Source organism: Roseobacter fucihabitans (assembly GCF_014337925.2).
GTDB classification, from domain to species: domain Bacteria; phylum Pseudomonadota; class Alphaproteobacteria; order Rhodobacterales; family Rhodobacteraceae; genus Roseobacter; species Roseobacter fucihabitans.
In genome coordinates this window covers 3,808,215-3,833,156 of sequence record NZ_CP143423.1, presented here as the reverse complement: position 1 = coordinate 3,833,156, position 24,942 = coordinate 3,808,215, and the positions used below count along the sequence as shown (strand labels likewise).

Here is a 24,942-nt window from a genome sequence, read left to right as displayed (position 1 = left end):
ATGACTGACACACTTAGCACATTTGAGTTCTTCCAGAAATTCCCAAATGAGGAAGCGGCCCGTCTCTTTTTCGAGAACCGCCGTTGGGCTGGCGAAGCGGTATGTGGTCTTTGGCGTGTTGAATGTCATTGAGAGCTGAGCCGGTATTTTCACCGAGATTTGACCCGCTGTTAGTTATGTATCGGTAGCTATGCTTTGGTCAATGTGGTGGCCTCCTTTGTGGTTTTCTTTGCGGCCTCTGAGCTGGTCTTGAAGCGGTAGCTGTCGTTGCCTGTTTCGAGGATGTTGCAGCGGTGGGTAAGCCGGTCGAGCAACGCTGTTGTCATCTTTGCATCCATTGCCCGGCAGTCGTTTTGTGCAGCAAAACGATGAGAGGGGCCAAAGACCTGGGCCCATTCACTGAAGCTGAGGTTGGTTGTGATGATGACACTGGTGCGCTCATAGAGCTTGCTCATAAGGTGGAACAGCAGTGCGCCGCCTGACGGGCTGAACGGCAGGTAGCCAAGCTCGTCCATTGCCCGGCAATGCATGTTTACATGCATGAGAGGGGAGGATGACCAAGTCGATTTTTGTGAGCATCTCAGCCATTCACTGACCGGCAGGGTATCGCGACGCGATGTCCCGAGAGGTTTCCCGGCCTTTCCGAGGGCCTTTTCCTGTTCCAATGCATTGACCAGTTCGACGGTGGAATAGAAGCGCACTTTGCGTCTGTGGTGCTCACCGATAGCGGTGGCAACATGGCTTTTGCCGGTTCCAGGTCCGCCAATCAGAACCACGTTTTCCGCATTCTCCCCTCTCGGCAGATTGCTTCGCAATACCCTGCCGGGCAATGTATGAACTCACTACGATGGAGTTGACGAACTGTGGCCTCATTGATGTCGCTCGACGCGCAGTCAAAACCCGTGAGGTCCTTATAGGATGGGAAGCGCGCCACCTTGGTGTGATAGGCAATGGATCGCACTTCGCGTTCCGCCATTTCCGCCTTGAGCAGTTGAGACAACATCGGGGTGGCCGCCTCAAATGCTGGAACACCTTGTGTAACCAGACCGTCAACCACTGCCCGACAGGGTATTGCGCAGCAATGCACGAAAGGGGGCATGCGCCATGTCGCACCAAAGGTGCGCAATTATAGATGCTCGCCTTTGGCGAGACGCAGCTTGAGACTGCGCAGCATGATGATAATGGAAGCTCCTGCAGGATCATGACGCATTGCGCTTGCCTCCTGCCTGTCTGAGGTCGTCATAGCGATCCACATTTGCCTTTGGGGCGGTTTCCAATGCAAGAGCATCCATTGCCCGACAGGCGATTGCAAAGCAATCTGCCGAGAGGGGGGCGGATCGATCTCTGGGTGATCTGTCTGCTTGGGATCGATCAGTCTATGCAACGGGTTCAGGATATGTGTCTTCGTCGGCACCCCAGCTTCCAGCGCCAGCTCAACTGCACGCAGGACGGCGCTTTCGTCGTGGTGTAAAACCAAGGACAGGATGTCGACCATTTCCCTGTCACCACCCTCCTTACGAAGCATGTGGTTTTGCAGTCGGCGGAAGGTATCCGGTGCCCGGCAGGCTCTTTTCCACAGGAAAAGATGCCGAAAGGGGGGCATCTCTGTAAACGGCGCGCCATTCATTGCCCGGCAGGCGCATGCAAGGCATGCTGCCGAGAGGGGTGAAGGGCCCCCGGTTTGCGTTGGATGACCGCGAGGTAATGGCGCCAATCATAGATGACTTTGCCTGGCTTGCGATGGGATCGGTCAATGATGCGCTCATGTGTGCAGACGGTTTGGCCTTGAGCCACAATGACCAATCGTTCTGGGTAAACACGAAGACTGACAGGTCGGTTCGCAAAGCTGGCAGGCACGCTGTAACGGTTGCGCTCGAAAGTGATCAGCGGATAACCAAACCGCCGACGTTTGCTGGCAATCGCCTTCATCTCTTCGCGAACTTCAGGTTTGTCCGGCGAATGATCACGTCGAACAGTTTTTGGATCGACACCAACCAACCTGCACGCCCGACGTTGCGAGATATCATGATCTCCCATCGCCTTGCGTGCCGCAGCCCGTCGCACATGCGTTCGCCATCGTGCTCGAACCAATGGCGCATCAATGGCTCACCGTCAGTTCTTTCCCAGCAAATCTTTCAACATGACGTTGTTGAGCATCGTGTCCGCCAGAAGACGCTTCAGCTTGGCGCTCTTGTCCTCCAGCGATTTGAGGCGGTGGGTGTCAGAAACGTTCACCCTCGGGACATCGCTGCGCGATACCCTGCCGTGCAACGCATGCCGCCGTATTTTGCTTTGAATTTGCAGAACGATGCATTGGCTCAGACCATGTCTGCGACACACCTCTGCCGTCGGCATCCCAGCTTCCTGTTCTTTGATCATCCCGATAATCCGGGCCTCGGTAAAACAACTCTGTCGCATTTGTCTGCTCCTTCAAAGGCTGAGCAAACCCTACATCAAACTGAGGGAAGTTTCGGGGGCAGGGCAGTCCCAGTAACTTGGCAGGGTCTGGATCTTCTCCAACTATTGTCTTCACTCTAGTCGGATATCTCCAGTTCTTTTAAAGCAATGCCCAATGCGTTTCTAGCATTGGCACTTTCCTCGAGCGCGCTAACTGTTTCGGATAGCATAGAATTATTTTTTGGAACGTTGGAAATGGTCCTATTTGTAAGTTCTTGAACCTTATTTAATGGAGCAGTTTGCGCTTGTCTAAGACTAACTCCTTGATCTGATAACCATGCTGATCGCTGCGCCTGCTCAACTAGACCTGCAGCTTCGAATAGATCGGTAGCCACATCGTTTTGACCTAACGCTAAATGGGCGCGTGCCTTTATCTCATTGACACGACCGCCGAAAGCAGATTCAATAAATTTTAAAGCAGCCTGTGGTTGATTTAGTTCAAGAAAAATATTTGCTCGGAGCTCCAAAAATCTCGAGTCCCAATTTTCTTTAGGAGCCCCATCTAACCATTCTTGTGCGAACTCTGGGAACCCCAACGCGAGCAGTCTTTCTGCAACAACAAAAATAACCTCTGGTGAAATTTCTTTTCGATCGGCAGGGAGTTCGCGAAATACGATATCTAAGAAGTCTATGTCGCTCGCGCTATTAGCTAGTACAGAAAGGACGTGGGGGAGAATTTCTGAGATTGGCTCTTCTTCATGATTCGATTTTAATAGATTAGTTAATTTTATGGCTTTGTCAAATTGTCCTGAAAGCGCAGAAGAGAGTATTTGAGCGCGCTCAAGTTGCGAGCTAAGAGCGCTATTTCGAAATTCGAAAGCATAAGCGTCAATTAGTAGTGATACATCTTCTCCAACAGCGTCCAAATTTATAAGCCTGTTTTCAATGTATGAAATCAGAGCTTTTGGCGCGTCGCTGCTATCTGCAAGCGAAATCTCCGAAAAGACGAGATCGGCGGAGCTCGTTCTGCCTGCGCTATTATCAATTATGGCTTTAGCTATCTCAGAATCAGTATCTCCAGTTTCTCCGTTTGGGTCGATCTGACGCAACGCGATAGAAGCCGAAACAAACTTTTCTAGGCCTGTAAACCGCTCGCTTAACTTTGGTGCTAGATAGTCTCTTAAGTGTGGAGGTAGCTTTGATAACCCTCGTAATGCCGCTTTTTCATTTATCATTTTGTTTGGGGATATTGTCCTTGCGGCTAATACTGCCCAAAAAGATCCGTCTGAGTTACAGCCCAAATATCTATGAATAATACGAGGGTTTCTTGCAAAACCAAAATCCACAATATCCGCTAGATCAAGAATCTCTGGATGGAGAGTTTCCAAATTTTTAGATAACCGAAGTGTCTGCTTTGCCTCTAGTCCAAACCCAAAATAGATATATAGTCGTGCTAATTCGAGTACAGTCTGTTCATCTAGCCGATCCAATTCAGTATATAGCTTTTCTCGTAGTTTTGACGTTTGTTCATGGAAGGGACCCTCATCGCCCCAGTTTGTTACTTGAATTACCCCTGGATCGGGACAAACAGTCCCGGAGGCGGTTAATCCGATATTTCCACTGTTTTGGGGCGAGTCACGACTACTTGTGACGCGAAGGTTACCTAACTGAGTATTTAAATCGAAAACTTCTTGGCCCGATGAATCATATATGTCGACCGTTTGTGGCGCTTGTTGAGTAGTTGGTTGGATATTTTCTTCCGGTAGTTGGGGCTGGATCAAACCTCTAGATGCAGCATTTGCGACACCCTCTAATAGCCTTTTTCGAGTTTGTTCGGCGACGCTTGCTGCAGCCAAGGAAGCTTCATCTGAGGCTTTCTGATCTGCGCCTTCACTTAAATCCTCTTCACTATACCTTGAAACTGGTTTTGGCTCAGGAGCGATCCACATCAATTCACCGAAACCAAAATTAGAGTGGATCTCTAGTTGTTTCAGATTAGTGCTCTTGCCGATTTCATTCGGCAAAAATAGCGGACTATCCATTATGTCGATCACCAAATATTTATTGAATTCAACAAAGTATTCGACTTTGCAATTGCAATTAAGTTCTAGTTCTAACCTTGATGGGAAAGTCTGAATGTTGATGAGTCGATCTCGTTGTATGATCTCGAAAACTCCCCTAATATCAAAGCCATCATCGTGCCCACGAAAAGAAATCGATTGTTTTCCTGGAATGCTTGAGACTTCCCATTGAACGTTAGGAGGTAATTGCAGGACTAGTCTCGTAAATCCATCATGGTCGCCTGATCGTAGAAAAATGGGATCAGCCATGGCAAGACTTGACAAGTAAAATGCATATACAAAACAGGTCAAAATGAACTTATTCATGCAGCACCTTGTTTGACGGCTTTTAGTGCATCTTCCAATTCTGAAAAACTCGGTCGACAATGCGAAGGAGTATTTTGGCGTCCCACTTCGATACAAATATTGGTTGCATGGGCATGAAGATTTGCCACCAGTACTTCCCGGACCAATTGATAGAAGTGACCGTCTTCCTCTGTGACCGTTTTTACTTTTGCCGCAAAGGGCCCAACGAAACCATAAGCTAGAAAAACGCCAAGGAAAGTGCCGACCAAAGCGCCACCTATCAGTTTGCCAAGTACTTCTGGAGGCTGATCGATTGACCCCATAGTCTTGATAATACCCAAAACAGCAGCCACAATCCCCAGAGCTGGTAAACCATCTGCCACTGTCTGAAGCGCATGGCTTGAATGGAGCGCATGGTGCATATTTGCTTCCATACGTTTTTCAAGGACTTCCTCAACCTGATGCGGATCGTCGTAGTTCATGGAGGCGGAACGCATCGTATCACAGATCAGTGCGATGACTTCTGCATCACTTAGGATCTTTGAGTATTTGGTAAAAATTGTCGACTCTTCGGGAGCTTCGATATGTTCTTCGATTGCAACAGGATTTTGTCTAGCAAGTCGGATGAGTTCGAAGAGTAAGCATAGCAAATCTCTATAGTCGTCATGTGCCCATTTAGGGCCTTTGAAGACACGCCCCAAGTCACCGGCCGTTTGTTTTACGGCGGACATGCTATTGCTGATCAAAAAGGCCCCAACTGCGGCACCACCGATCATCGTCATTTCAAAGGGCAGAGCCTTGATGATGATGCCCATTTTGCCGCCAGCTGCAAGATAGCCACCAAACACCATGACAAAGACAACGATTATTCCAACGAATCCGATCATGCTCTTCCCCGGCTAATTAACAAAGTTATCATCTCAAAAAGAGGTTAAAAAACCATCTGCGCTTTCTATCCTTTTGGAACATCGGCATTTCGGCCGGCTAGAATGACACTGATCGAGTAAGCTGCTTGAGGCGATAGACCTGACATGATTCCCGCCGCGGCATCGGCTCTCATGCGCCCTAAAAAACCGGCCGCGAAATCCGGTTCCATCTGTTCGAATAATGGTGCGGCATCTTTTGGCTTCATATTTTCATAGACAGTAGTCAACCGAACTAAATCGTCTTCTGCAGCAGTGTTTGCTAATGCCAACAGACCGCGGAGCGAAGTTTCTGCCTCTTCCAACATGGTCAGCCTTCTTTCGATTTCCTCGTCCGCCACCTTCAAGGTTTTCATCCTGATAGCGATTTTTTCTTCTTTTTCCGAAATTCGCGCTTCGCGTTCCTGAAATGATCGTAACAGGACCGCCATTTCAACTTTGTCGTCATCGGATAAGATGCTGTCCTGAGGTGCTTCAGCAGTTATTGCTTCCTGTTTTTCTGAGGGTGCAAGTGGATTTTCAGTCGCAACAGCCTGTCCGGCGCCCGTACCAACTCGAACCACTGCTGATCCAACAAGCAAGCTCACTATTAGAAGAATAGATCCGCGTCCGTTCTTTCCAAAAAACTTCTTTTTCAAAAGCATTAGTGAGTCTCCGTCGCACGATGGCGGACAAACATGGGTTCGCTTGCGGCCTGATGAGTAGTAGCCGACACGCGTTCACTAACGACCTCGGGGCGAGGTTGAGTGGGTATGTCGTGTAAAGATGCCATTTGCAGTTCCAGTTTGCGAGACATATCCTCTGCCCGTTCGGTGAGGTTGGTCAGGGTCTTCGCCGACCCAGCCGCAGTGTCTTGAGCAGACGCGAGAGTTTTTGTCAGGTCGTCAACCTGTGCTGAAAGGACTGCAACTGCTCCGCCCACACCTCTTTCCAGGTCATTGAAGCGGTTAAGACGGCGTCCCAATACGAAACAATATACGCCGGCGCCTAAGGCACCAGCGATGAGTAAAATATCTGCAATTAGGTCCATTTGACCCTCCTAGTTTAATACAAATTCCATGATGAGAAGATCGTTGATGCGGTCGCGGCCTGTGGCGATCTGTACGCGACGTAACATCTGCGCACGCAGGCGCGTTAACGCCGCGGGATCCTCGATATCGCGCACTTCAACTGCGCGTAGATAACCGTTCAGAACATCCACCACGCGGGGTATGTTCTGTTCGACCTCTTTGGCATTCTTTTCGAAAACCTCTAACTGCGCGCGAAAGCGCAGATGTTTTTGTTGACTATTTGGGGATAGCGACACGGTAATCGGTTCAAGCGGGATAAAAACAACCTTTGGCGCGGCGTCTTTCATCTCATCTCCCATAGGCTCTTCAACTGATTCGTGGCCGAAAATTATACCGGACCACGTCACGAAAAACCCAACACCACCCCCTGCAAGCAGTAGCACTAACCCGATAATTATAGGCATTTTCGACGATTTCGGTTCCAATTCCAGATCATCCGTCGTGGTGTCGGCCATGTTATTTCCATTCGCTATTGTGAATTTGGTTATAGACGCGATTGCACTAACCGATTGTTAAGCCAGATCGTTCATTGATGTGTATATCGCCGGACAGAAAGTTCGGTCTGCCGGAGGTTATTGTGCAGCAACTTTTAAACGCTTGGACCGGGCTCGAGCTTCGTCGTCAGATAATCGTTCTCGTGGCAACAGGGGCAATGTTTTTTGGAATACTAGCAATGACAAGGATGGCATCTACGCCTTCTATGACGCTGCTCTATTCCGGGTTGGAAAATGGTGCGGCTGGTGATGTCGTTCGGTCTCTTGAGCAGCGTGGTGCAGTTTTTGAGGTGCGCGGGGGTGCAATTTTTGTCTCTTCCAAAGAGCGCGATCAACTGCGGATGACTTTGGCGAGCGAAGGGCTGCCAGAAAACTCGAACCGCGGGTATGAGCTGCTTGATTCGCTCTCTGGTTTCGGCACCACATCCCAAATGTTTGATGCCGCCTATTGGAGAGCTAAGGAAGGCGAACTTGCGCGAACAATTGTTTCCAGCCCCCATATCTCAATGGCCAGGGTGCATATTGCCAGCACTGGATCAAATCCTTTTCAGCGCGGCGTAACGCCAAAGGCGTCTGTCGCAGTCACCCCATCCGGTGGGGCCATTACCGGGCAACAGGCGAAGGCAATTCGTTTTCTTGTTTCTTCAGCAGTGGCTGGCTTGGCATCAGATGATGTCGCAGTGATTGACGCGAATGGATCACTTGTTGGCTCCACGGATGAAGCCGCGCCAACAAATGGTGGCGATGACAAAGCTCAGATATTGAAGGATAAAGTTGAACGTTTGCTGGAAGCCAGGGTTGGTTTTGGCAATGCGATTGTTGAAGTGAGCGTTGATACGGTTAACGAAAGTGAAGCGATCAGGGAACGTTCCTTTGACCCGCAAAGTCGTGTCGCAATAAGTACCGATACCGAGGAACGGACTAACTCTTCCAACGAAGCGGGCGGTGGAGACGTAACGGTTGCATCCAATCTACCAGATGAAGAGGGCGGTGAAGGCGAGAACTCGTCGTCTCAGAACAGTGAGAGCCGCGAACGCATAAATTACGAAGTTTCTGAGACGGAACGAGAGATTCTGCGCAGTCCGGGAGCTGTCAGAAGACTGACGGTCGCGGTGCTCGTAAATGAAACTTCTGTAGTGTCCGAGGCAGGAGAGCAGACGTTCGCACCACGCGAGGAAGCGGAGCTGGAAGCCTTGAGAGACCTGGTTTCCTCTGCCGTAGGGTTTGATGAAACGCGAGGCGATATTATCACCATCAAGTCAATGGCTCTACAAAGCGTTGCGCCGCAAGGAACGGTGGCAAGCACCTCCTTTTTTGACGTCCTGAGTATAGACCTAATGTCGGCTATTCAGATGGCCGTTCTTGCCATCGTAACACTTATTTTGGGATTGTTTGTTGTGCGGCCCCTGCTGATGAAACCTGCACAGCTTCCCGAAGCAGCTGGACCGGCTTTGCTGGGTGCTGATGATGCGCAGTCTGAGGAGGAAGGGCTGAACGGCGAGGTTGCAACTGACGAATTTGATATGCCTGACTTGCCGATCATTTCCGGGTTTGGAAATGATGGCATGGATGGTTTGCCCGATCTCAATATGGCGGGCGGAATGACGGACGATCCAGTGGACAGGTTGCGGAATCTGATAGGAGAAAGACAAGAAGAGACTGTGGAGATATTGCGTGGCTGGCTTGAAGACAAAGAGGAGAAGGTTTGATGTCTTTGTCGCACAGGTATCGAAATTTTGGCCAGTCGTCTGTTGAAGTCGAGGACAACGACCTATTGAGTTCAGAAGGAATCGAGGATCAAAAGCTTCAGTCCTTCGAAGAAGGTTATCAGGCTGGCTGGGATGATGCGATTAAGGCACAAACAGATGCCACTATGAAGGTAAGCACCGAGCTTGGACAAAACCTGCAAGACATGTCCTTCACGTATCAGGAGGCTCTCTCGAAATTAACGCTCTCTATAGAGCCGGTGATGCACCAAATCGTCGAAAAACTACTACCGGCATTCGCACGTCAAACGCTGGGCAGCCATATCATTGGCGAACTGCGGGATTTGGTGAAATTGCACGCGGGTCAGCCTATCGAAATCGTCATTTCGCCCGAAAATGTGGAAACGATTAAGGAACTGGCTGGCAAGAACCTTACCGATACGTTTCAGATTTTCGAAGAACCCTCTCTTGGCCAAGGACAGGCTTTCGTTCGAGTGGGCTCACAGGAACGTAGTATTGATATTGATTGCGTCATCCTTGGAGTTTCCGAAGCCATGACGGCATTTTTTCATGAAACTGAACAGGAGAAGAGCGATGACTGAAGTACCGGCGGAGCAAAAACTGACAGCTGAGCCAAAAAACCCGTTCACATCTGTACCGATTGAACTGACTGTATGTGTCGGTAAAGCCAGACCCTTGATCAGGGATCTAATATCTCTGGGAGAAAACGATGTTTTGCCTTTGGACAGGTCTGTAGATGATCCCGTGGATCTCTATGTTGGCGATCGTTTGATAGCGCGTGGAATGCTCGAAGAAAGTGAAGATGAAAAATCCAGCCAATTGGTTGTACGCCTGACAGAAATTGTCGATCTGCAGGCAAGTCTCTAAATTTTCATGCTTTTACGAATTTTGATCATACTTCTGGTTGTCCTCCTGACGGGCATTCCCATTGAGGCAAGCGCGCAGGATGTTTCCTTTTCGTTGGGTGATGGCGAGTCGATTAGTGCCCGCACGATCCAACTCTTTGCTCTCATAACGGTGCTTAGCCTCGCCCCTGGCTTGGCGATCATGGTGACGTGCTTCCCTTTCTTGGTTACCGTGCTGTCGATTTTGCGGCAAGCTATTGGCCTTCAGCAGTCACCCCCGAACATGCTCATTGTCAGCCTGGCTCTTTTTCTTACTTTCTTCGTGATGGAACCTGTCTTCATCGACGCATGGACCAACGGAATTGTGCCTTTGAATGACGAGTTGATCGACATAGAGACCGCTTTCGTACGGATTCTAGAACCGTTTCGCATATTCATGACTGGCAGAGTCGATCCCGAAACATTTTTTGCAATGGCGGAATTGAGGCCGGATACGGTCGATGCCACCCCAACGCCTGAGGCACCGCTTTCGGTCCTGGTTCCAAGTTTTTTGCTTTCTGAAATTTCCAGAGCCTTCCAGATTGGGTTCCTAATATTTTTACCATTTCTTATCATAGACTTGGTGGTTGCTGCGGTGCTGATGTCGATGGGGATGATGATGGTGCCGCCGGTTATTGTTTCCTTGCCGTTTAAGCTTGCGTTCTTCGTAATTGCCGACGGGTGGAGCCTCATCGCTGGAAGTCTGGTGCGCAGCTATTTTTAGACAAAATAGATTTCGGAAATTGCGAAGGATGAATCCTGTTGCAGCCGAAAAGTGCCACGGACGTCAGATTTTTGCTTTTACGTTAAAAACCTAGGCATCTTAAAGGCGGATAATTTCCCGTTATCCGATGTGTTCAGGTGTAGAGTCCGTTCCTGTTTCTCTGTGTTGACTGTGTTTGTTTCAAGTAAACGACCGCACTCTTTGTGCCCTGAGCCCCAAGTCTCATCCGACTTTGCGCGGAGTCCTTTGGGTTAGATCTTTGGCGTTAGGCGGCCATTTTGTCCATCGCCTTTCTGTGCGAGAATTCCATCGGGGTCAGGTTGCCCAAGCCTGAATGTGGTCTTTGCCAGTTGTAATCCTCCTGCCATTCTTCGAGCGTTTTGCGAGCATCGCCTAAAGCACCAAACAGCGTTTCGTTGAGGCATTCATCCACTGCCCGGCAGTGCATGTTTACATGCACGACTCTACATAAATTTGGAAGAGTTTAAGGGGCGCAGGTCAGCTTCACAAAAGGTTTGACGTGGGCAGGCGGGATCAACTTGGCTGTGTGACCGAGATCGCCGATCGCCCGCCCCCAGTGATGGGCACTCGCACAGGCCTTCATTGCCACCAAGCATGGCGGTAGCTCGCTCAGAAATTTTAACAGCTCAGCACGTGACAACTTGCGCCAGAACACAACCAGTCCATCGGCTCCGGCACCATGCGCCTGAAGTATGTTCTTGGCCAGATCCAGGCCGATAATGCTAACCTCGCTCATGGACGCTCTCCTCGTAGAAGGTTTCAACACCCACTACCTTGGCACATTCGATGCCGCCGGGGGCGTCCACCCCATCGCTTACTGTTTCAGGGCCTGTTGATCGGAACCACCGAAAAGCTCACGTGAGGCATGCCGGGTACAAATGTTATGAAGAGCATAGACGGCTGATCCCGAGATAAATTGGTTTGCTGCGGTCTAGGTGAGGCATCAGTAGGTTATGTGATCTATGGTAACGTCGCCGACATGCGCTTGATAGAGAGGGCTTACCTGGGCTACGAAGGTAAAAAGAACAGGAAATTGATTGTGACACGACCCAAGCAACGACCGTTGACGCTACGCGATGTATCTGAAGCCTGCGGGGTGTCTGAGATGACAGTGAGCCGAGTGTTGCGCAATCGTGGAGATGTGTCGGCCACGACGCGCAAACGGGTTTTGGAGGCTGCGAAAACCCTGGGCTATGTCCCAAACCAAATCGCTGGATCTCTGGCGTCACAGCGGGTCAACCTGGTGGCGGTGATCATACCGTCGCTGTCCAATATGGTTTTCCCGGATGTGCTGACCGGGATCAATCAGGCCTTTGAGGACACACCCTTGCAGCCGGTTGTCGGCGTCACGGATTACCTGCCTGAAAAAGAGGAGCAGGTGCTCTATGAGATGCTGTCCTGGCGCCCTTCTGGTGTGATCATCGCGGGTCTGGAACATTCTGATGCGACCCGCGCGATGCTGGATAATTCGGGCATTCCCGTGGTCGAAATCATGGATACAGACGGCAATCCGGTGGACGCGATGGTCGGAATTTCGCATCGGCGTGCGGGGCGTATGATGGCGGCGGCGATCCTTAAGGAAGGATATACGCGCATTGGCTTTATGGGCACAAAAATGCCGTTGGATCACCGGGCACGCAAACGCTTTGAGGGGTTAACCGAGGGTTTGACCAAGGCGGGCATCGAGATTGAAGCGCGGGATTTCTATTCTGGGGGCTCGGCGCTCGCCAAAGGGCGGGAAATGACGCAATCCATGTTGGAACGCGCGCCAGATTTGGATTTTCTTTATTATTCCAATGATATGATCGGAGCCGGTGGATTGCTCTATCTGCTGGAGCAGGGCATCGACATTCCCGACCAGATTGGGCTTGCCGGGTTCAACGGCGTAGAATTGCTGCAAGGCCTGCCGCGAAAGCTTGCTACCATGGACGCGTGTCGTTCGGAAATCGGAGCCGCCGCCGCCAAGATCATTCTGGACCGCAGCGCATTGCCCGAAGACGCCGACCCCGGCCCACCCGCGCATGTCACGCTGACGCCAACGATTTCTTATGGAGATACTCTGCGCCGCAATCAGCGCGGATGAACACGCTCACACTGGACAACAAGGCCGCGCGCCGTGTGTTTCTGGACCGCCACGCGCTCAGTCAAACACCACAAGGCCGGGCACGGGGCGATGACCTGCTGAACCTGATCGAACGTCTTGGCTTTGTGCAGCTTGACAGCATAAATACCGTTGCACGGGCGCATGATCTCATCCTGTTTTCGCGCCGGCCCAGGTATCGGCCAGAGGCCCTGAAGCGGCTCTATGAAACGGATCGTGCGCTGTTTGAACATTGGACGCATGATGCGGCGGTGATCCCAATGACGTATTACCCGTGGTGGCAACTGCGCCGCGAACGTGATGCGCAAAAGCTCAAAAAACAATGGCGTGACCGGCGTCGTGACGGGTTTGAAGCGCAACTGAAAACCGTCCTCGATCAGATCCGCGATCAGGGGCCCGTGTGTTCTTCCGATGTCGGGGCAGGCGAAAAGCGCGGATCCGGCGGCTGGTGGGACTGGCACCCGTCAAAAACGGCGCTGGAATATCTGTGGCGTAGCGGTGCGCTTTGCGTGGTTGGACGTGACGGGTTTCGCAAGCGATATGATCTGACGGAGCGGGTGATTGATGAAGCCCTTTGCGCGCCCATGCAGGGCCCCGAACATACTGCATCGACGATCGATTGGTGTTGTGCGGGGGCGTTGGATCGTCTGGGGTTCGCAACGGCCACGGAACTTGCCGCCTTCTGGGATCATATTTCAATCAGCGAGGCGAAAGCCTGGTGCACAGGCGAAATCGCTGCGGGTCGGCTGCAACCCGTCCAGATCGAGTGCGTCGACGGTGCGTTTCGCGCGTGTTTTGCGCGACCGGGTCTTGGTGCGGATCCGGCGCTGGATGCGGAACCGACGTCAAGATTGCGCATTCTGAGCCCGTTCGATCCGGCGCTGCGGGATCGCAAACGCGCCGAGCGGCTTTTTGGGTTCGCGTACCGTATTGAGGTTTTCGTGCCAGAGGCCAAGCGGCGCTATGGTTATTACGTTTTCCCTATTCTGGAAGGGGATCGTTTGGTCGGTCGCGTCGATATGAAGGCGTTCCGAAATCAGGATACATTACAGGTGCGCGCTGTGTGGCCGGAAGCCAAAATTCGGTGGGGAAAGGGGCGCATCGCCGCGTTTGAGGCGGAGTTGTCACGCATCCAGCGCTTGGCCAACGTCACGCAGATCGCATTTGAGCATGGTTGGATGCGCACCGCTCAGTAGGTCGTCGCGGCGCGTGCGGCTTGATCATATTGGCCCGACATGAGGCGCAAGAGTGACGCAGCATGGCTGACCTGTTCCGGTTCCAGCCCCAATTCGCCTACCGCCCGCAACAAAAGACCTTCCCGAATTTCGCGGTACCGCACGCAGGTTTCGGCCCCTTTTTGAGTGGCGGCCACGGTCTTTTCCTTGCCTTGGCGGCCATCCTTGACCAACCCGGCCTTGATCAATTTTTTAATCGCATAATTGACTGTGTGTGTGTCTTCGACGTTCAGAACGAGGCAGATATCTGCCAGTTTCTTGGGTCGCTCCCGGTGGTAGACCGAATGCAGCACCAGCACATCCAACGCGCTCAATTCGGGATATCCAGCCATGGCAATTGCACGCACCATCCATCTTTGGAACGCGTTGTTTGCGAGGGTTAACCCATACTCAAGCTCTGAGATTTCCGCGAAGGAACCGCTCGCGAGATGGGCGGAGGATACGACAGGGCCAAGATAACGATCATTCATACTCATGAGATTGCCAGTTGCTGACAATTTGTCAACAAATTGTTGACGTGTTGCAAAAGTTCGGCAGTATTGACGATAGGGAATCATGTGAGTGAAGATTCGCAGGGCCTGATTGCGCCTGAGGCTGAACCTCCAAGCATCAAAAATTCAGGCGGGCGACAGATCCGCGTAGAGATCAACCAACGGAGAAACGGATGAAACTGACACAAAAATTCATGGCGACGGCGGCCACGCTCGCAATCACGGTGGGCGGCGCGATGCCGGTTTTTGCCGCCGAGAAGTGGGACATGCCGATGGCTTATGCCGCATCCAACTTCCATTCGGAAAATGGCGTGGCCTTTGCTGAATGCGTGGGTGCGGGGACAAACGGTGAGATCACCATCGAAGTGCATGCGGGCGGCTCGCTCTTTGCCGGTGCGGACATCAAGCGCGCCATTCAAACCGGTCAGGTTCAGATCGGCGAGCGTCTTTTGTCGGGTCATCAGAACGAAAGCGCGGTTTTCGGTTTTGACAGTATCCCGTTCCTGGCCCCGTCTTTTGACGACAGCGAAAAGCTCTTCAAGGCCGCCAAGCCCAAGATCAACGCCTTGCTGGACGAGCAGAACCTCGAATTGCTCTATGCTGTGCCATGGCCGCCGCAAGGGTTGTATTTCAAAAAGGAAGTGAACAGCGTGGCCGACATGGCCGGCGTGAAATTCCGCTCTTATAACAATACCACCAGCCGATTGGCGGAATTGACCGGCATGTTGCCCGTTACCGTTGAGGCGGCTGAAATCAGCCAGGCCTTTGCCACCGGCGTGGCTGAATCGATGGTATCCTCCGGGGCCACCGGGTATGATCGCAAGGTCTGGGAAAGCCTCACGCATTTCTATGAGGTCGATGCGTGGTTGCCGCGCAACTACGTCATGGTCAATCAGGACGTTTGGGCTGATGTGTCGGATGCCAATAAGACAGCGATCCGGGCCTGTGCCGATGAAGCCGCCGCGCGCGGTTTAGAGGCCTCCAAGGCCTATACCCAATTCACCATGGACGGTCTGGCAGCGGGCGGCATGACCGTGCAGCCTGCGGGCGATGCCTTGATGGGCGAATTGCGCGAAATCGGGGCGACCATGACAAGCGAATGGCTGGAAGCCGCCGGCGCTGAGGGCGCAGCGCTCGTGGATGACTTCAAGGCGATGCAATAAGCAATGATCGGCGGTCCTGATCCTCGGGACCGCCTTTTTCCAAACCTTCAAGGATGGGTGTGGCCGTGACTGCGATCCGCAAGACGCTTGATTTCCTGTACCTGCTCGCCGGGATCGCTGCGGCGATCTGTTTGATCGCCATCCTTGTGCTGATCGTGGCGCAGATGGTCGCGCGCTGGACCGGTGAAATATTTCCCGGCGCGCCGAATTACGCAGGCTACGCGATGGCGGCGGCCAGCTTTCTGGCCTTTGCCAATGCGCTTAACAAAGGCGCGCACATCCGGGTGTCGATCCTGCTGAATTCGGTCCCTGCGCATCTGAAACGCGCGCTTGAGATCTGGTGTTTCAGCCTGGGCGCAGCCATTGCCTGGTATTTCACCTATTACGCTTATTGGTTCGTTTATTGGTCCTGGAAATTCAATGAAATCAGTCAGGGGCAGGATGCAATCCACCTGTGGATTCCGCAATCGGTTATGGTCATCGGCGGTGGATTGCTGGCGATTGCACTGACCGACAACCTTTTCCACGTGCTGTTCAAAGGCGATCATCGGATCACCCGCGATACTGTCGACGAACAATCAGAGGTGTGATGACATGACCGAACTCTACGCAATCGTCCTGTTCCTGGTCGTCCTCTTTTTGCTGCTCGGCACCGGCGTCTGGGTCGGTCTGGCCCTGATGGGCGTCGCCTGGGTCGGCATGGAACTGTTCACCACGCGACCCGTGGGCGACACGATGATCACAACCATCTGGGCGTCTTCAAGCAGCTGGACGCTCACCGCATTGCCCCTGTTCATCTGGATGGGCGAAATCCTCTATCGCACGCGCCTCTCCGAGGACATGTTCAAGGGCCTCTCACCCTGGCTCGCGCGCTTGCCGGGCGGCTTGGTTCATACCAATATCGTCGCCTGCACGGTTTTTGCCGCTGTTTCCGGTTCCTCTGCAGCCACGCTGACCACCGTGGGCAAGATGTCGATCCCGGAATTGCGCGCACGGAAATACCCTGAAAAAATGGTGATCGGAACCCTGGCGGGCGCGGCGACATTGGGCTTGATGATCCCACCGTCGCTGGCGTTGATCGTTTACGGCGTGACGGTCAACGAATCCATCACCAAGCTATTCTTTGCCGGCGTCTTTCCCGGCTTGATCCTGGCTGGGATGTTCATGGCCTATGTGGCGATTGTGTCCTTCACCTCAAAGGACTGGAATCCGACCGTCGAGACGGGCATGAGCTTTGCCGAAAAGATCCGTAATTCGCGATTTCTGGCCCCGGTTTTTGCCCTGATCACGGTTGTGATCGGTTCAATGTATCTGGGATATGCGACCGCAACCGAGGCCGCCGCCATTGGTGTGATCGGGGCGCTGTTGCTGGCACTGTTCCAAGGATCGCTGACCCCGACGTCTTTCCGCGATAGCCTGATGGGCGCGATGCGCACCTCCGCGATGATCGCGCTGATCCTGGCCGGGGCTGCATTCCTCAAACTCTCCATGGGGTTCACCGGGTTGCCGCGTGCCTTGGCGGATGGGATCGCGGCGATGGAACTCACGCGGTTCCAACTGCTGATGGCGCTTTTGGTGTTCTACATCTTGCTGGGCATGTTTCTGGACGGAATTTCATCGGTGGTGCTTACCATGGCTGTGGTGGAACCGATGGTGCGCGAGGCGGGTATTGACCTTATCTGGTTTGGTATCTTCGTGGTCGTCGTGGTTGAAATGGCCCAGATCACGCCCCCCATCGGGTTCAACCTCTTCGTGTTGCAAGGTATGACGAACCACGAAATGGGCTATATCACCAAGGCCGCCCTGCCGATGTTCCTGATCATGGTCCTGATGGTCTTCGTGCTGATCTGGTTCCCGGATATTGCAACCTGGTTGCCTGAAAACCTGCGGCAAACCCCGAGTTAGCAAAGGTGCAACAACTTCTATGGATGATCTCCGACAATGCACGTGCCTGCCTGATCGCAGGTCTTGTGGCGGGGCTGGCCCTGCCAGGGTTGGCCGCGAGCATGCAACCGTGGCTGCCACAGATGGTGGCGGGGTTGTTGGTCATCACCGCGCTGCGTATCGGGTGGCGCGCGGCGCGCGGGGCGGTGTCAGACCTGCGTTGGGGGGTTGGGTCGGTCGCGGTTCTGCAACTGCTGCTGCCGGTTGCCTTGTTCGGGCTCTGCTGGCTCGGTGGTGTCGCACAAACGCCGATGGCTATGGCGATGGTTCTGGCGACTGCGGCACCGGCCATTTCGGGATCGCCCAATCTGGCGCTGCTGCTGGGACAGGACGCAGGGCGCATGATGCAGATTCTGGTGTTGGGAACGGCCGCCTTTCCGATCACAGTGATGCCCATCCTCTGGCTGATGCCACAGCTTGGCACGCTCACTGCGATCTTTGGTGCCGCCCTGATGCTCCTGGCGGTAATCACCGCCTCGACCCTCGTTGGTTTCACCCTGCGCGGTGTGTTTTTTCCAAAACCCAGCGCGTCTCAGATCAAGGCGCTGGACGGGCTTTCGGTTCTGGCGTTCTCTGCAATCGTCATCGGGTTGATGGCCGCGCTGAACCCCGCCCTGCGCAGCGATCCGGGCAGCGTCCTGCTTTGGGGGCTGCTGGCCTTCGCGATCAGCTACGGCGCGCAGGGGCTCACTGTTCTGGTGCTGCGCCGATCACGCCTGACACATGTTGCGGGGCCTTTGGCGATTGGCGCGGGCAATCGCAATATTGCGCTGTTTCTGGTCGCTTTGCCGCCCGACGTGCTGGCCCCTCTGATGGTCTTTGTCGGCTGCTGGCAATTGCCAATGTACCTGACGCCAATCCTGTTGCGTCGCCTTTATATCCCGAGGGTAAAATATGACTGAAACACCTGTCATCAGCACTGTGGGGCTGTCTGGGCTGCTCATCAGTTTTGGATCCGGGATGAGCGAACCCGCCAACCGCGCCGCCCTCGCCTTCCGCACAGTCCTGGAGGCGGAAGACTGGCCAGAGGTCAGCGAGACGATGATGTCGCTCGTCTCGGTCTTTGTCGCCGTGGATCTGGTCGATACGCCCGCCGAACAGCTGCGCGAAAAACTGACGGATTTGCTCGCGACGCGCGATTGGTACGGTGCTGCCCTGCCGGGGGGGCGGCATTTGTGGCATATCCCGACGGTCTATGGCACCGATCTTGCGCCGCAACTGCAAGAGGTCGCAGAGGTTGCGGGGCTCGACCCCCAAGAAGCCATCCGGCAACTCTCCACCGCCCGCGTGCGGGTTTTGACCTTGGGCTTTGCACCCGGACAACCCTATCTGGGGGAACTGGAGGAGGTCTGGAACATCCCGCGCCAGCAAGATCTGACCAAAAGCGTTCCTACCGGGGCCTTGGTGACGGCGATCCGGCAGTTGATTATTTTCACCGCACCCACGCCCACGGGATGGCGTCATATCGGCCAGACGGCGTTTCGCAACTTCGTTCTGGGTGATTCCAACCCCTTCGCCTTGTCGCCGGGCGATGAGCTGACCTTCCCGGCGATTGAGCGCGCCGCCTTTGACAAGCTCAGCCGCACAGACCGTTTTGGTGGCGCAGAAAAAGAGGTGATCGCATGACCGCCCACCTCAAGGTAATGTCCGCCGGACCGTCGATGAGCATTCAGGACCTGGGTCGCGAGGGTCACCTGGCCTACGGTCTGACGCGGGGGGGGGCCGCTGACAGATTGGCGCTTCACGAGGGAGCGGCCCTTCTGGGGCAAAGCGCTGCATGTGCCGCCATCGAAATGGTCGGCATCGGCGGGACGTTTGAGGCGACGGCCGATACGGTTATCGCCCTGACCGGCGCGCGCATGGTTGCAACGCTGGAGGGTGCGCCACTGGTTTGGCATGCCTGTCATAGCCTGCCCGCAGGGGCCAAACTGGTCATCGGCGGGGTACAATCGGGCAACTATGGCTATCTGCATATCGCGGGCGGGTTTGACACGCCGCGCCATATGGGCGCGCGGGCAAGCCATTTGAACGCCCAGATCGGTGCGCCACTGCAACGCGGGGATGCGCTCGCGTTCGATCCGACAAAATCGGCGCGCGCCGGGTATTTCCTGTCGCCGGACAACCGCCTCCAGGGTGGCGTGATCCGGGTGATTACGTCCTTTCAATCTGACCATTTCTCCTCGGAAACACGTGAGCGTTTCGCGCGGACCGCCTTTCGCCGGGACCCGCGTGGCAATCGCCAGGGCGTGCGCATGGATACCGACGCGCCGGGCTTTTACGCTGAGGGGGGCCTCAGCATCGTTTCCGAAGTTATTACGACCGGCGATATCCAGGTGGCCGGGGACGGCGCCCCCTATGTTTTGATGTGCGAAAGCCAGACGACGGGGGGATACCCCAGGATCGGCACCGTGATACCGTCGGATTTGCCAAAGGTGGCACAGGCGCCGGTTGGCGGCGCGATCCGGTTCGAATTCATTTCACACGATGCGGCGATAGACATCGAAAAACGCGCACGCCGTGAGATCAAGTCGCTCTCGTCACAGGCACAGCCCCTGGTGCGCGATCCGCATGATATTGCGGATTTGCTCAGCTATCAATTGATCAGCGGCGCGGTTTCGGCCAGCGCAGACCCCTTCGCGCGATAAAGGAGACATGACATGACCACCGTAGACCTGAATGCCGATATGGGCGAAAGCTTTGGACCCTGGAACATGGGGGATGATGCGGCGCTGTTGAAAACCGTCACATCCGCCAATATCGCCTGTGGCGCGCATGCGGGCGACCCGGATGTGATGGCGGCGACCATGCGGATTGCGATGGAAAACGGCGTCGGGATCGGGTCGCATCCGGGATTTGCCGATCTGCAAGGTTTTGGCCGCCGCCGCATGGATATCCCCCGCGCGACTTTGCAAAATTCGATCCGCTATCAGGTTGCCGCCTCCGTGGGCATGGCCAAATCGCTGGGGGCAAAGGTCCGCCATCTCAAGGTGCATGGTGCTCTGGCGAACATGGCCTCGGAGGACGCGGACCTGGCCGCTGACCTTTTCGAGGCCGCCTTGTCGGTTGATCCCGACCTGATCGTCATGGTGCTCTGCGCCACGGCACAAGAGGAGGCTGTGCGTAAATTGGGCTGCGCTTACGCGGGAGAAATTTTCGCGGATCGTGCGTATAATGACGATGCGACCCTGGTCGATCGCAGCCTGCCGGGCGCGGTGATCCATGATCCGGATCTGGCGGGAAAACGTATGGTGGATATGGTCAAAGCGGGGGCTATTATAACCGAGAGCGGCAAGCGCATTGAAACCAGCATTGATACAATTTGCCTGCATGGGGACACGCCCACCGCCGTACAGATCGCAGCATCCGTGCGCGCAGCGCTTGAAGCCTCAGGCGTAGAGGTGCGTCAATTCGAGGGCCGCAAAGCCTGAGACACCCGCATTATGGTGGGGATGTTTCACGTTTGAGAAAAGAAATGAGATCGGTGCGGTCTTGCGGCTTGGTAATCCGCTGCATCGGCATTTTCGAGCCCGGTATATAGTGATCAGGCCCGAGATCGAACAATAGATCAATGGTTTCATCCGACCAGACAATACCCGCGTGCCTGAGCGTCGTGGAATAAGGATACCCATCCATGGTGCCTGCGGTGCGGCCAAAAATACCATGCAGACTGGGGCCTGCACGACGCTGCCCATCCGGTCCCAGAGTGTGGCAGATCGAACATTTGCGCTGGAATTGCCGCTCTCCATTGGACATTTCGGCAGGGTCCTTGAGGAAACTGCGTTCCGTGTTGGACATTTTGGGATCAGACCCCAGGCTGTTGATCGGCCAGCTGTACAGCGTGTCCTCGAGGCCACCCGCATGGATGTTCTGCCCGTCCGGTGAAAAGGCCAGAGCCCAGATCGGGCCGGACAGCGTGGCGCGAAAATCGTTCGATATTTGCCAGGTTTCGGTGTCGATCAACATGATGTAGCCCTGTGCGTCCCCGACGGCGATACGCGCGCCTTGCGGGTCATACGCCATCGCCAGGATGGGGCGACGGTCGGCGGTGAAATCGCGCAGTGGGGCGCCATCAGGCAGGCTGGCAATTCGCGTTGTTCCATCTACGGCACCATAGGCGATCCATGTGTCATCCGGGCTCACAACCAGCGTATTGAGCCCGAACCCGTGGTTGACCAAACGGCGCAGAGGCGCGCCGGTGCTGGCATCCCAGACGCGCAATGTACCATCAGCAGAGGCGCTGTAGAGCCGTTGCCCGTCCAGGGAAAAACTGACGTCATTCACGATGTTATCATGACCGGTCATTTCCACCGGGGGTACGTCCTCGCTCAGAGACCAGATCCGCAGCGTCCGATCCCAACTCGCAGAGGCGACATGCTGCCCATCTGGGGCTACGGCAAGCCGGATGACCTTCGCGGCGTGCTGCCCCAGAATGCGGGACTCCCCCGCAGCGTGATCCCAAAGGCGCAGGGTGAAATCATCCCCCGCCGAAACAACCCGGTCCCCCTCCGCAAAGGCGACGGCGTTTACGGCTGCGTCATGGCCCTCGAGCCAATGCGGTGTGCCATCGCGCCAAAGACCCACGGAATTGTCGAAACTGGCGGTAAGGATCGTGCCATCTGCGTCAGCGGCAATGCCCTTGATTGGACCGCCGTGCCCTTTGAGGGTAAAAAACTCCTGTGCGGACCCTTGAGATGTCCCCAAGAGAGCGAAACAAACGGCCAGTCCAAATATCAAGCGGTCAGCTACGAATCTGCTGCTGTGCAGTGTCACTGCATTCCTCCCGAAGTGATGTTGAGCGCGCGGGTGTCTTGGTAAAACGGCGTGTCACCGTTCAATTATGGCAATAATGGATCAAACGGTCCATCTTCATATTATGAAAGACGCTACAAACCGCCGTCGGGGCTCCCAGCAAGCCCTTAGGCCTGTTGATTTTTAGGACGAGAATCCAATCAATGGATTGCGGTAGGCACGCATGACGCAGGTTGGGCAATGACGTCGGACATCCAAAGGCCGTTTTGATAATATAAAAACATATATACATCAATTTGTTAACTTCACATCGGACATTGGAGAGTCCGACTTAGGACGCCCAAATATCGCTTTCGGACGTCCGAAAACCGACTTGGGTTGGAAATTGCTTTCGGCAGGCAGCAAAAAAGCCACCCAAAAGGGCGACTCTAAGTCCGAAAGGCGAGGATTGGGCCAGCTTCGTGGTGCGCGACGGCAAACTGGTCACCGGTCAAAATCCCGCATCGTCCGCTGCGGCGGCGGAAGAGTTGCTGATGCTGTTGAAATAATAGTAAAAATGATATGTTATGGGCCCGACAAAGCTGGTAAGTTGACTATGTCCTTCGGTCCACTGAACTCCGATGGCGGCGAAAAGCGCTTGAACGTCGCGGTAACCCGCGCGAGGGCTGAGATGCATGTGTTTGCGTCACTGGGCGCGCACGATATCGACCTAAACCGCACACGGGCGCGTGGCGTAGCCGATTTCAAGGCATTCCTCGACTATGCAGAGCGCGGCACCATAGCATTACCTGCTCGAGACACTGGCAGCCTCGGTCCTGCCGAGAACCCTTTTGAAGAGGCAATCGCTGTATCCTTAGCCGCGAAGGGCTGGGAAGTGAGAACACAGATTGGCGTGTCTGGTTTTAGGATCGACCTCGCGGTCGTTCACCCTGATCACGCTGGAATTTATCTCTCAGGAGTTGAATGCGATGGCGCGACATATCATTCTTCTGCAACTGCTCGCGATCGTGATAAAGTCCGGCAAGCAGTTCTGGAGGGCCTTGGCTGGAATATACTAAGGATATGGTCCACTGATTGGTTCCGAAATCCTGCGGATGTTATCAAAAGAACCCATGCCAGCCTCGAAGAGTTGCTTCAAGCAGACCACGAAATCCGCGCGGCAGCGAAAGCGGCAAAAGAAGACGCGCAATCACAAAAGTTGGAGGAACCACGTCTTGCGCTTCCGCCGCCTGCTGACGAAAGCGACGCGGTAGAAAAGCGTGGTGTGAGTTCTGAAATCGATGCAGCAGGGCTTCAGAACCTCGAACCGGATTCCACAACTGGGGCGACTTCCATCGCTCCAGTCGAGAGCGCAAATGACTTATTTTCAGAGCGGTTCGCCACGAACGTCGAGGAGGCGCACGAAACGCAAAGCCCCGCACTCCAAGGCACCAAATTAAGTCCTAACCCGGAGGCCTTCTTCGAAGCAAGCTACCTTCCCCGGCTGCAAGAAAGCGTCGCCGCGACAGTAAGAGATCAAGGACCGTTGCCAATTGCCAGTCTCGCCCGTCGGGTGGCCCAAATTCATGGCTGGCAAAGAACCGGACATCGCATCTCATCTCGCGTGGAAAAAGCAATCGGCGAAGCTGAAACGCATGAAGATCTTGGAACGAAATTCATTTGGACGTCAGGAACCTACGCGCGGCGCATTCCATCACGCGAGCTTTTTGACCGCTCTATTCGCGAAGTCCATCCGGCCGAGATCGCGAGTATGATTGACGCCCATGCGAGCGACCTTACAGCCGCAGAAGATCCGATCCTTAATCTTGCCCGACTGCTCGGAATCGCACGTCTCAGCCGTGATGCGCGGGAGTATTTGGAAGCTTGTATCGATTGGTGTGATCAATAATCGACGTTTAATACTATCTGCTTTTGACACGGCGAAACACAGGAAGTTTTCGATAGCTGACCCCCAATAAAAAAGCGCGGACAGCCCTGACGGTCTGTCCGCGCAACATTTGATTTCTTAAGCACAAGTGTGGTAGTATAAAGTAGGATAACGAACATGAGGCCCGATATGAGCATGATCAAAAAGAGCATCACCGTCACTGACAGTCAGGACGCCTTTATTCAGGCGCAGATTGCTTCTGGGCATTATGCGTCTGACAGCGAGGTGATCCGCGAAGCGCTGCGCGAAAAACAGTTACGTATAGCAGAGATCGATACATTGCGGGCTAAACTGGCTGCTTCGGAGGGTAGTGGCATCAGTAATCGTACACCTGACGACATCCGCGCCGCCGCGAAGGAGCGCCTGAACAACGCTTTATGAAGAAACTAACCCTCCGCATCACCAACGTCGCGGATCAGGACCTCGACGATCTTTACACCGAAGGTTTCACGATCTGGGGTGAGGCACAGGCTGACCGCTACTATGACGGTCTGCTGGAACGGTTCGAACGCATTTGCGAGTACCCTAAGATGTATCCCGCCGTGGATGACATTCGCGAGGGCTATCGCCGATCCGTCTACGAAAAACACGCGATCTATTATGTGATTGAGGCAGAGGTCGTCGCGATACGGGCTGTGGTGAAGTATCAGGATGTCGGCGGCCGCAGGACATGACGAAATCCGTCGTTCACGGCTCGGGGTGCGAATTCACACAGTGCGGGAAAAA

23 protein-coding genes and 7 pseudogenes are annotated in these 24,942 nt (G+C 54.2%); 18 read left to right on the top strand and 12 right to left on the bottom strand.

The genetic code is table 11. The features are described 5' to 3' along the window. A pseudogene (locus tag ROLI_RS18940) lies at positions 1-108 on the top strand (IS1595 family transposase); the annotation flags it as partial. 80 nt (positions 109-188) lie between these two features. On the opposite strand, the pseudogene ROLI_RS18935 reads toward ROLI_RS18940, so the two are convergent. From ROLI_RS18935 to fliL, 8 genes and pseudogenes are all read right to left on the bottom strand, one after another. Further along, positions 189-1,099: pseudogene (locus tag ROLI_RS18935) on the bottom strand (ATP-binding protein). Positions 1,100-1,199: 100 nt separating this feature from the next. Further along, a pseudogene (locus ROLI_RS18930) lies at positions 1,200-1,887 on the bottom strand (Mu transposase domain-containing protein); the annotation flags it as partial. Positions 1,888-1,890: 3 nt separating this feature from the next. Continuing rightward, positions 1,891-2,418: pseudogene (locus ROLI_RS18925) on the bottom strand (transposase); the annotation flags it as partial. Positions 2,419-2,534: 116 nt separating this feature from the next. Beyond that, complete coding sequence (locus tag ROLI_RS18920; RefSeq protein WP_187431454.1) at positions 2,535-4,784, bottom strand: heme biosynthesis protein HemY; 2,250 nt, start codon at positions 4,782-4,784, stop codon at positions 2,535-2,537. Continuing rightward, positions 4,781-5,650: a flagellar motor stator protein MotA gene (motA, locus tag ROLI_RS18915; RefSeq protein ID WP_187431455.1), complete on the bottom strand. Its 870-nt coding sequence runs from the start codon at positions 5,648-5,650 to the stop codon at positions 4,781-4,783. The genes ROLI_RS18920 and motA overlap by 4 nt, the downstream gene beginning before the upstream one ends. Before the next feature lie 65 nt (positions 5,651-5,715). After that, on the bottom strand, positions 5,716-6,330 hold the full coding sequence (locus ROLI_RS18910) for a MotE family protein (protein WP_187431456.1): 615 nt from the start codon (positions 6,328-6,330) through the stop codon (positions 5,716-5,718). Next, on the bottom strand, positions 6,330-6,716 hold the full coding sequence (locus tag ROLI_RS18905; protein WP_187431457.1) for a hypothetical protein: 387 nt from the start codon (positions 6,714-6,716) through the stop codon (positions 6,330-6,332). The genes ROLI_RS18910 and ROLI_RS18905 overlap by 1 nt, the downstream gene beginning before the upstream one ends. Before the next feature lie 9 nt (positions 6,717-6,725). Next, on the bottom strand, positions 6,726-7,211 hold the full coding sequence (fliL, locus tag ROLI_RS18900; RefSeq protein ID WP_187431458.1) for a flagellar basal body-associated protein FliL: 486 nt from the start codon (positions 7,209-7,211) through the stop codon (positions 6,726-6,728). A 122-nt stretch (positions 7,212-7,333) separates the two neighbouring features. Between fliL and fliF the strand changes: the two genes are divergently transcribed. Genes fliF through fliP form a run of 4 tightly spaced genes read left to right on the top strand, consistent with a single transcriptional unit; the run spans position 7,334 to position 10,585 of the window. Then, the gene (gene fliF / locus ROLI_RS18895; protein WP_187431488.1) at positions 7,334-8,959 is read left to right on the top strand and encodes a flagellar basal-body MS-ring/collar protein FliF; all 1,626 of its coding nucleotides are present in this window, start codon (positions 7,334-7,336) and stop codon (positions 8,957-8,959) included. After that, complete coding sequence (locus ROLI_RS18890) at positions 8,959-9,558, top strand: ABC transporter ATP-binding protein (protein WP_187431459.1); 600 nt, start codon at positions 8,959-8,961, stop codon at positions 9,556-9,558. The genes fliF and ROLI_RS18890 overlap by 1 nt, the downstream gene beginning before the upstream one ends. After that, on the top strand, positions 9,551-9,844 hold the full coding sequence (locus ROLI_RS18885; RefSeq protein ID WP_187431460.1) for a FliM/FliN family flagellar motor C-terminal domain-containing protein: 294 nt from the start codon (positions 9,551-9,553) through the stop codon (positions 9,842-9,844). Before ROLI_RS18890 ends, ROLI_RS18885 begins: the two co-directional genes overlap by 8 nt. 6 nt (positions 9,845-9,850) lie before the next feature. Next, positions 9,851-10,585, top strand: coding sequence for a flagellar type III secretion system pore protein FliP (gene fliP, locus ROLI_RS18880; protein WP_187431461.1), 735 nt, complete (start codon positions 9,851-9,853; stop codon positions 10,583-10,585). Positions 10,586-10,850: 265 nt separating this feature from the next. Here fliP and ROLI_RS18875 read toward each other — a convergent pair. Beyond that, a pseudogene (locus ROLI_RS18875) lies at positions 10,851-11,024 on the bottom strand (integrase core domain-containing protein); the annotation flags it as partial. 63 nt (positions 11,025-11,087) lie between these two features. Further along, positions 11,088-11,342 (bottom strand): annotated as a pseudogene (locus tag ROLI_RS18870) (IS110 family transposase); the annotation flags it as partial. Positions 11,343-11,585: 243 nt separating this feature from the next. On the opposite strand from ROLI_RS18870, the gene ROLI_RS18865 reads away from it, so the two are divergent. Both ROLI_RS18865 and ROLI_RS18860 read left to right on the top strand, forming a co-directional pair. After that, positions 11,586-12,689: a LacI family DNA-binding transcriptional regulator gene (locus ROLI_RS18865; RefSeq protein WP_222869642.1), complete on the top strand. Its 1,104-nt coding sequence runs from the start codon at positions 11,586-11,588 to the stop codon at positions 12,687-12,689. Beyond that, positions 12,686-13,903, top strand: a complete 1,218-nt coding sequence (locus tag ROLI_RS18860; RefSeq protein ID WP_187431465.1) for a winged helix-turn-helix domain-containing protein — start codon at positions 12,686-12,688, stop codon at positions 13,901-13,903. Before ROLI_RS18865 ends, ROLI_RS18860 begins: the two co-directional genes overlap by 4 nt. Here the strand turns inward: ROLI_RS18860 and ROLI_RS18855 are convergent. Further along, the gene (locus ROLI_RS18855; protein WP_187431466.1) at positions 13,897-14,412 is read right to left on the bottom strand and encodes a winged helix DNA-binding protein; all 516 of its coding nucleotides are present in this window, start codon (positions 14,410-14,412) and stop codon (positions 13,897-13,899) included. The two genes, ROLI_RS18860 and ROLI_RS18855, sit on opposite strands and share 7 nt — an antisense overlap. A gap of 194 nt (positions 14,413-14,606) precedes the next feature. Here ROLI_RS18855 and ROLI_RS18850 point away from each other — a divergent pair, with 194 nt between their 5' ends. From ROLI_RS18850 to ROLI_RS18820, 7 genes are all read left to right on the top strand, one after another. Next, positions 14,607-15,596 carry a TRAP transporter substrate-binding protein gene (locus tag ROLI_RS18850; protein WP_187431467.1) on the top strand — a complete coding sequence of 330 codons (990 nt, stop codon included), beginning with the start codon at positions 14,607-14,609 and terminating at the stop codon, positions 15,594-15,596. A gap of 65 nt (positions 15,597-15,661) precedes the next feature. Beyond that, positions 15,662-16,186, top strand: a complete 525-nt coding sequence (locus ROLI_RS18845) for a TRAP transporter small permease (protein WP_187431489.1) — start codon at positions 15,662-15,664, stop codon at positions 16,184-16,186. A 4-nt stretch (positions 16,187-16,190) separates the two neighbouring features. After that, positions 16,191-17,501, top strand: coding sequence for a TRAP transporter large permease (locus ROLI_RS18840; RefSeq protein WP_187431468.1), 1,311 nt, complete (start codon positions 16,191-16,193; stop codon positions 17,499-17,501). A 5-nt stretch (positions 17,502-17,506) separates the two neighbouring features. After that, the gene (locus tag ROLI_RS18835) at positions 17,507-18,442 is read left to right on the top strand and encodes a hypothetical protein (RefSeq protein ID WP_316247487.1); all 936 of its coding nucleotides are present in this window, start codon (positions 17,507-17,509) and stop codon (positions 18,440-18,442) included. After that, positions 18,435-19,166: an allophanate hydrolase subunit 1 gene (locus tag ROLI_RS18830; protein ID WP_187431470.1), complete on the top strand. Its 732-nt coding sequence runs from the start codon at positions 18,435-18,437 to the stop codon at positions 19,164-19,166. The genes ROLI_RS18835 and ROLI_RS18830 overlap by 8 nt, the downstream gene beginning before the upstream one ends. Next, a complete protein-coding gene (locus ROLI_RS18825; protein WP_187431471.1) occupies positions 19,163-20,185 on the top strand; it encodes a biotin-dependent carboxyltransferase family protein in 1,023 nt (340 codons plus the stop codon). The genes ROLI_RS18830 and ROLI_RS18825 overlap by 4 nt, the downstream gene beginning before the upstream one ends. Before the next feature lie 12 nt (positions 20,186-20,197). Continuing rightward, positions 20,198-20,968, top strand: coding sequence for a LamB/YcsF family protein (locus tag ROLI_RS18820; RefSeq protein ID WP_187431472.1), 771 nt, complete (start codon positions 20,198-20,200; stop codon positions 20,966-20,968). 10 nt (positions 20,969-20,978) lie between these two features. On the opposite strand, the gene ROLI_RS18815 is transcribed toward ROLI_RS18820, so the two are convergent. Beyond that, the gene (locus tag ROLI_RS18815) at positions 20,979-22,310 is read right to left on the bottom strand and encodes a c-type cytochrome (RefSeq protein ID WP_316247488.1); all 1,332 of its coding nucleotides are present in this window, start codon (positions 22,308-22,310) and stop codon (positions 20,979-20,981) included. Between the two features lie 416 nt (positions 22,311-22,726). On the opposite strand from ROLI_RS18815, the pseudogene ROLI_RS18810 reads away from it, so the two are divergent. From ROLI_RS18810 to ROLI_RS18795, 4 genes and pseudogenes are all read left to right on the top strand, one after another. Then, positions 22,727-22,837, top strand: a pseudogene (locus ROLI_RS18810) (type 1 glutamine amidotransferase domain-containing protein); the annotation flags it as partial. A 47-nt stretch (positions 22,838-22,884) separates the two neighbouring features. Beyond that, positions 22,885-24,177, top strand: coding sequence for a DUF3320 domain-containing protein (locus tag ROLI_RS18805; protein WP_187431474.1), 1,293 nt, complete (start codon positions 22,885-22,887; stop codon positions 24,175-24,177). 168 nt (positions 24,178-24,345) lie between these two features. Then, complete coding sequence (locus ROLI_RS18800) at positions 24,346-24,597, top strand: type II toxin-antitoxin system ParD family antitoxin (protein ID WP_222869645.1); 252 nt, start codon at positions 24,346-24,348, stop codon at positions 24,595-24,597. Then, complete coding sequence (locus tag ROLI_RS18795; RefSeq protein ID WP_187431475.1) at positions 24,594-24,890, top strand: type II toxin-antitoxin system RelE/ParE family toxin; 297 nt, start codon at positions 24,594-24,596, stop codon at positions 24,888-24,890. Before ROLI_RS18800 ends, ROLI_RS18795 begins: the two co-directional genes overlap by 4 nt. Positions 24,891-24,942 lie beyond the last annotated feature (52 nt).

Coding starts and splice junctions, on each gene's coding strand:
- ROLI_RS18890 (WP_187431459.1), top strand. CDS start 8,959: ATGTCTTTGTCGCACAGGTATCGAAATTTTGGCCAGTCGTCTGTTGAA.
- ROLI_RS18850 (WP_187431467.1), top strand. CDS start 14,607: ATGAAACTGACACAAAAATTCATGGCGACGGCGGCCACGCTCGCAATC.
- ROLI_RS18830 (WP_187431470.1), top strand. CDS start 18,435: ATGACTGAAACACCTGTCATCAGCACTGTGGGGCTGTCTGGGCTGCTC.
- ROLI_RS18840 (WP_187431468.1), top strand. CDS start 16,191: ATGACCGAACTCTACGCAATCGTCCTGTTCCTGGTCGTCCTCTTTTTG.
- ROLI_RS18920 (WP_187431454.1), bottom strand. CDS start 4,784: ATGAATAAGTTCATTTTGACCTGTTTTGTATATGCATTTTACTTGTCA.
- ROLI_RS18910 (WP_187431456.1), bottom strand. CDS start 6,330: ATGCTTTTGAAAAAGAAGTTTTTTGGAAAGAACGGACGCGGATCTATT.
- ROLI_RS18855 (WP_187431466.1), bottom strand. CDS start 14,412: ATGAATGATCGTTATCTTGGCCCTGTCGTATCCTCCGCCCATCTCGCG.
- ROLI_RS18865 (WP_222869642.1), top strand. CDS start 11,586: ATGCGCTTGATAGAGAGGGCTTACCTGGGCTACGAAGGTAAAAAGAAC.
- motA (WP_187431455.1), bottom strand. CDS start 5,650: ATGATCGGATTCGTTGGAATAATCGTTGTCTTTGTCATGGTGTTTGGT.
- ROLI_RS18885 (WP_187431460.1), top strand. CDS start 9,551: ATGACTGAAGTACCGGCGGAGCAAAAACTGACAGCTGAGCCAAAAAAC.
- ROLI_RS18820 (WP_187431472.1), top strand. CDS start 20,198: ATGACCACCGTAGACCTGAATGCCGATATGGGCGAAAGCTTTGGACCC.
- fliP (WP_187431461.1), top strand. CDS start 9,851: ATGCTTTTACGAATTTTGATCATACTTCTGGTTGTCCTCCTGACGGGC.
- ROLI_RS18795 (WP_187431475.1), top strand. CDS start 24,594: ATGAAGAAACTAACCCTCCGCATCACCAACGTCGCGGATCAGGACCTC.
- ROLI_RS18905 (WP_187431457.1), bottom strand. CDS start 6,716: ATGGACCTAATTGCAGATATTTTACTCATCGCTGGTGCCTTAGGCGCC.
- fliL (WP_187431458.1), bottom strand. CDS start 7,211: ATGGCCGACACCACGACGGATGATCTGGAATTGGAACCGAAATCGTCG.
- ROLI_RS18805 (WP_187431474.1), top strand. CDS start 22,885: ATGTCCTTCGGTCCACTGAACTCCGATGGCGGCGAAAAGCGCTTGAAC.
- ROLI_RS18800 (WP_222869645.1), top strand. CDS start 24,346: ATGAGCATGATCAAAAAGAGCATCACCGTCACTGACAGTCAGGACGCC.
- ROLI_RS18825 (WP_187431471.1), top strand. CDS start 19,163: ATGACCGCCCACCTCAAGGTAATGTCCGCCGGACCGTCGATGAGCATT.
- ROLI_RS18860 (WP_187431465.1), top strand. CDS start 12,686: ATGAACACGCTCACACTGGACAACAAGGCCGCGCGCCGTGTGTTTCTG.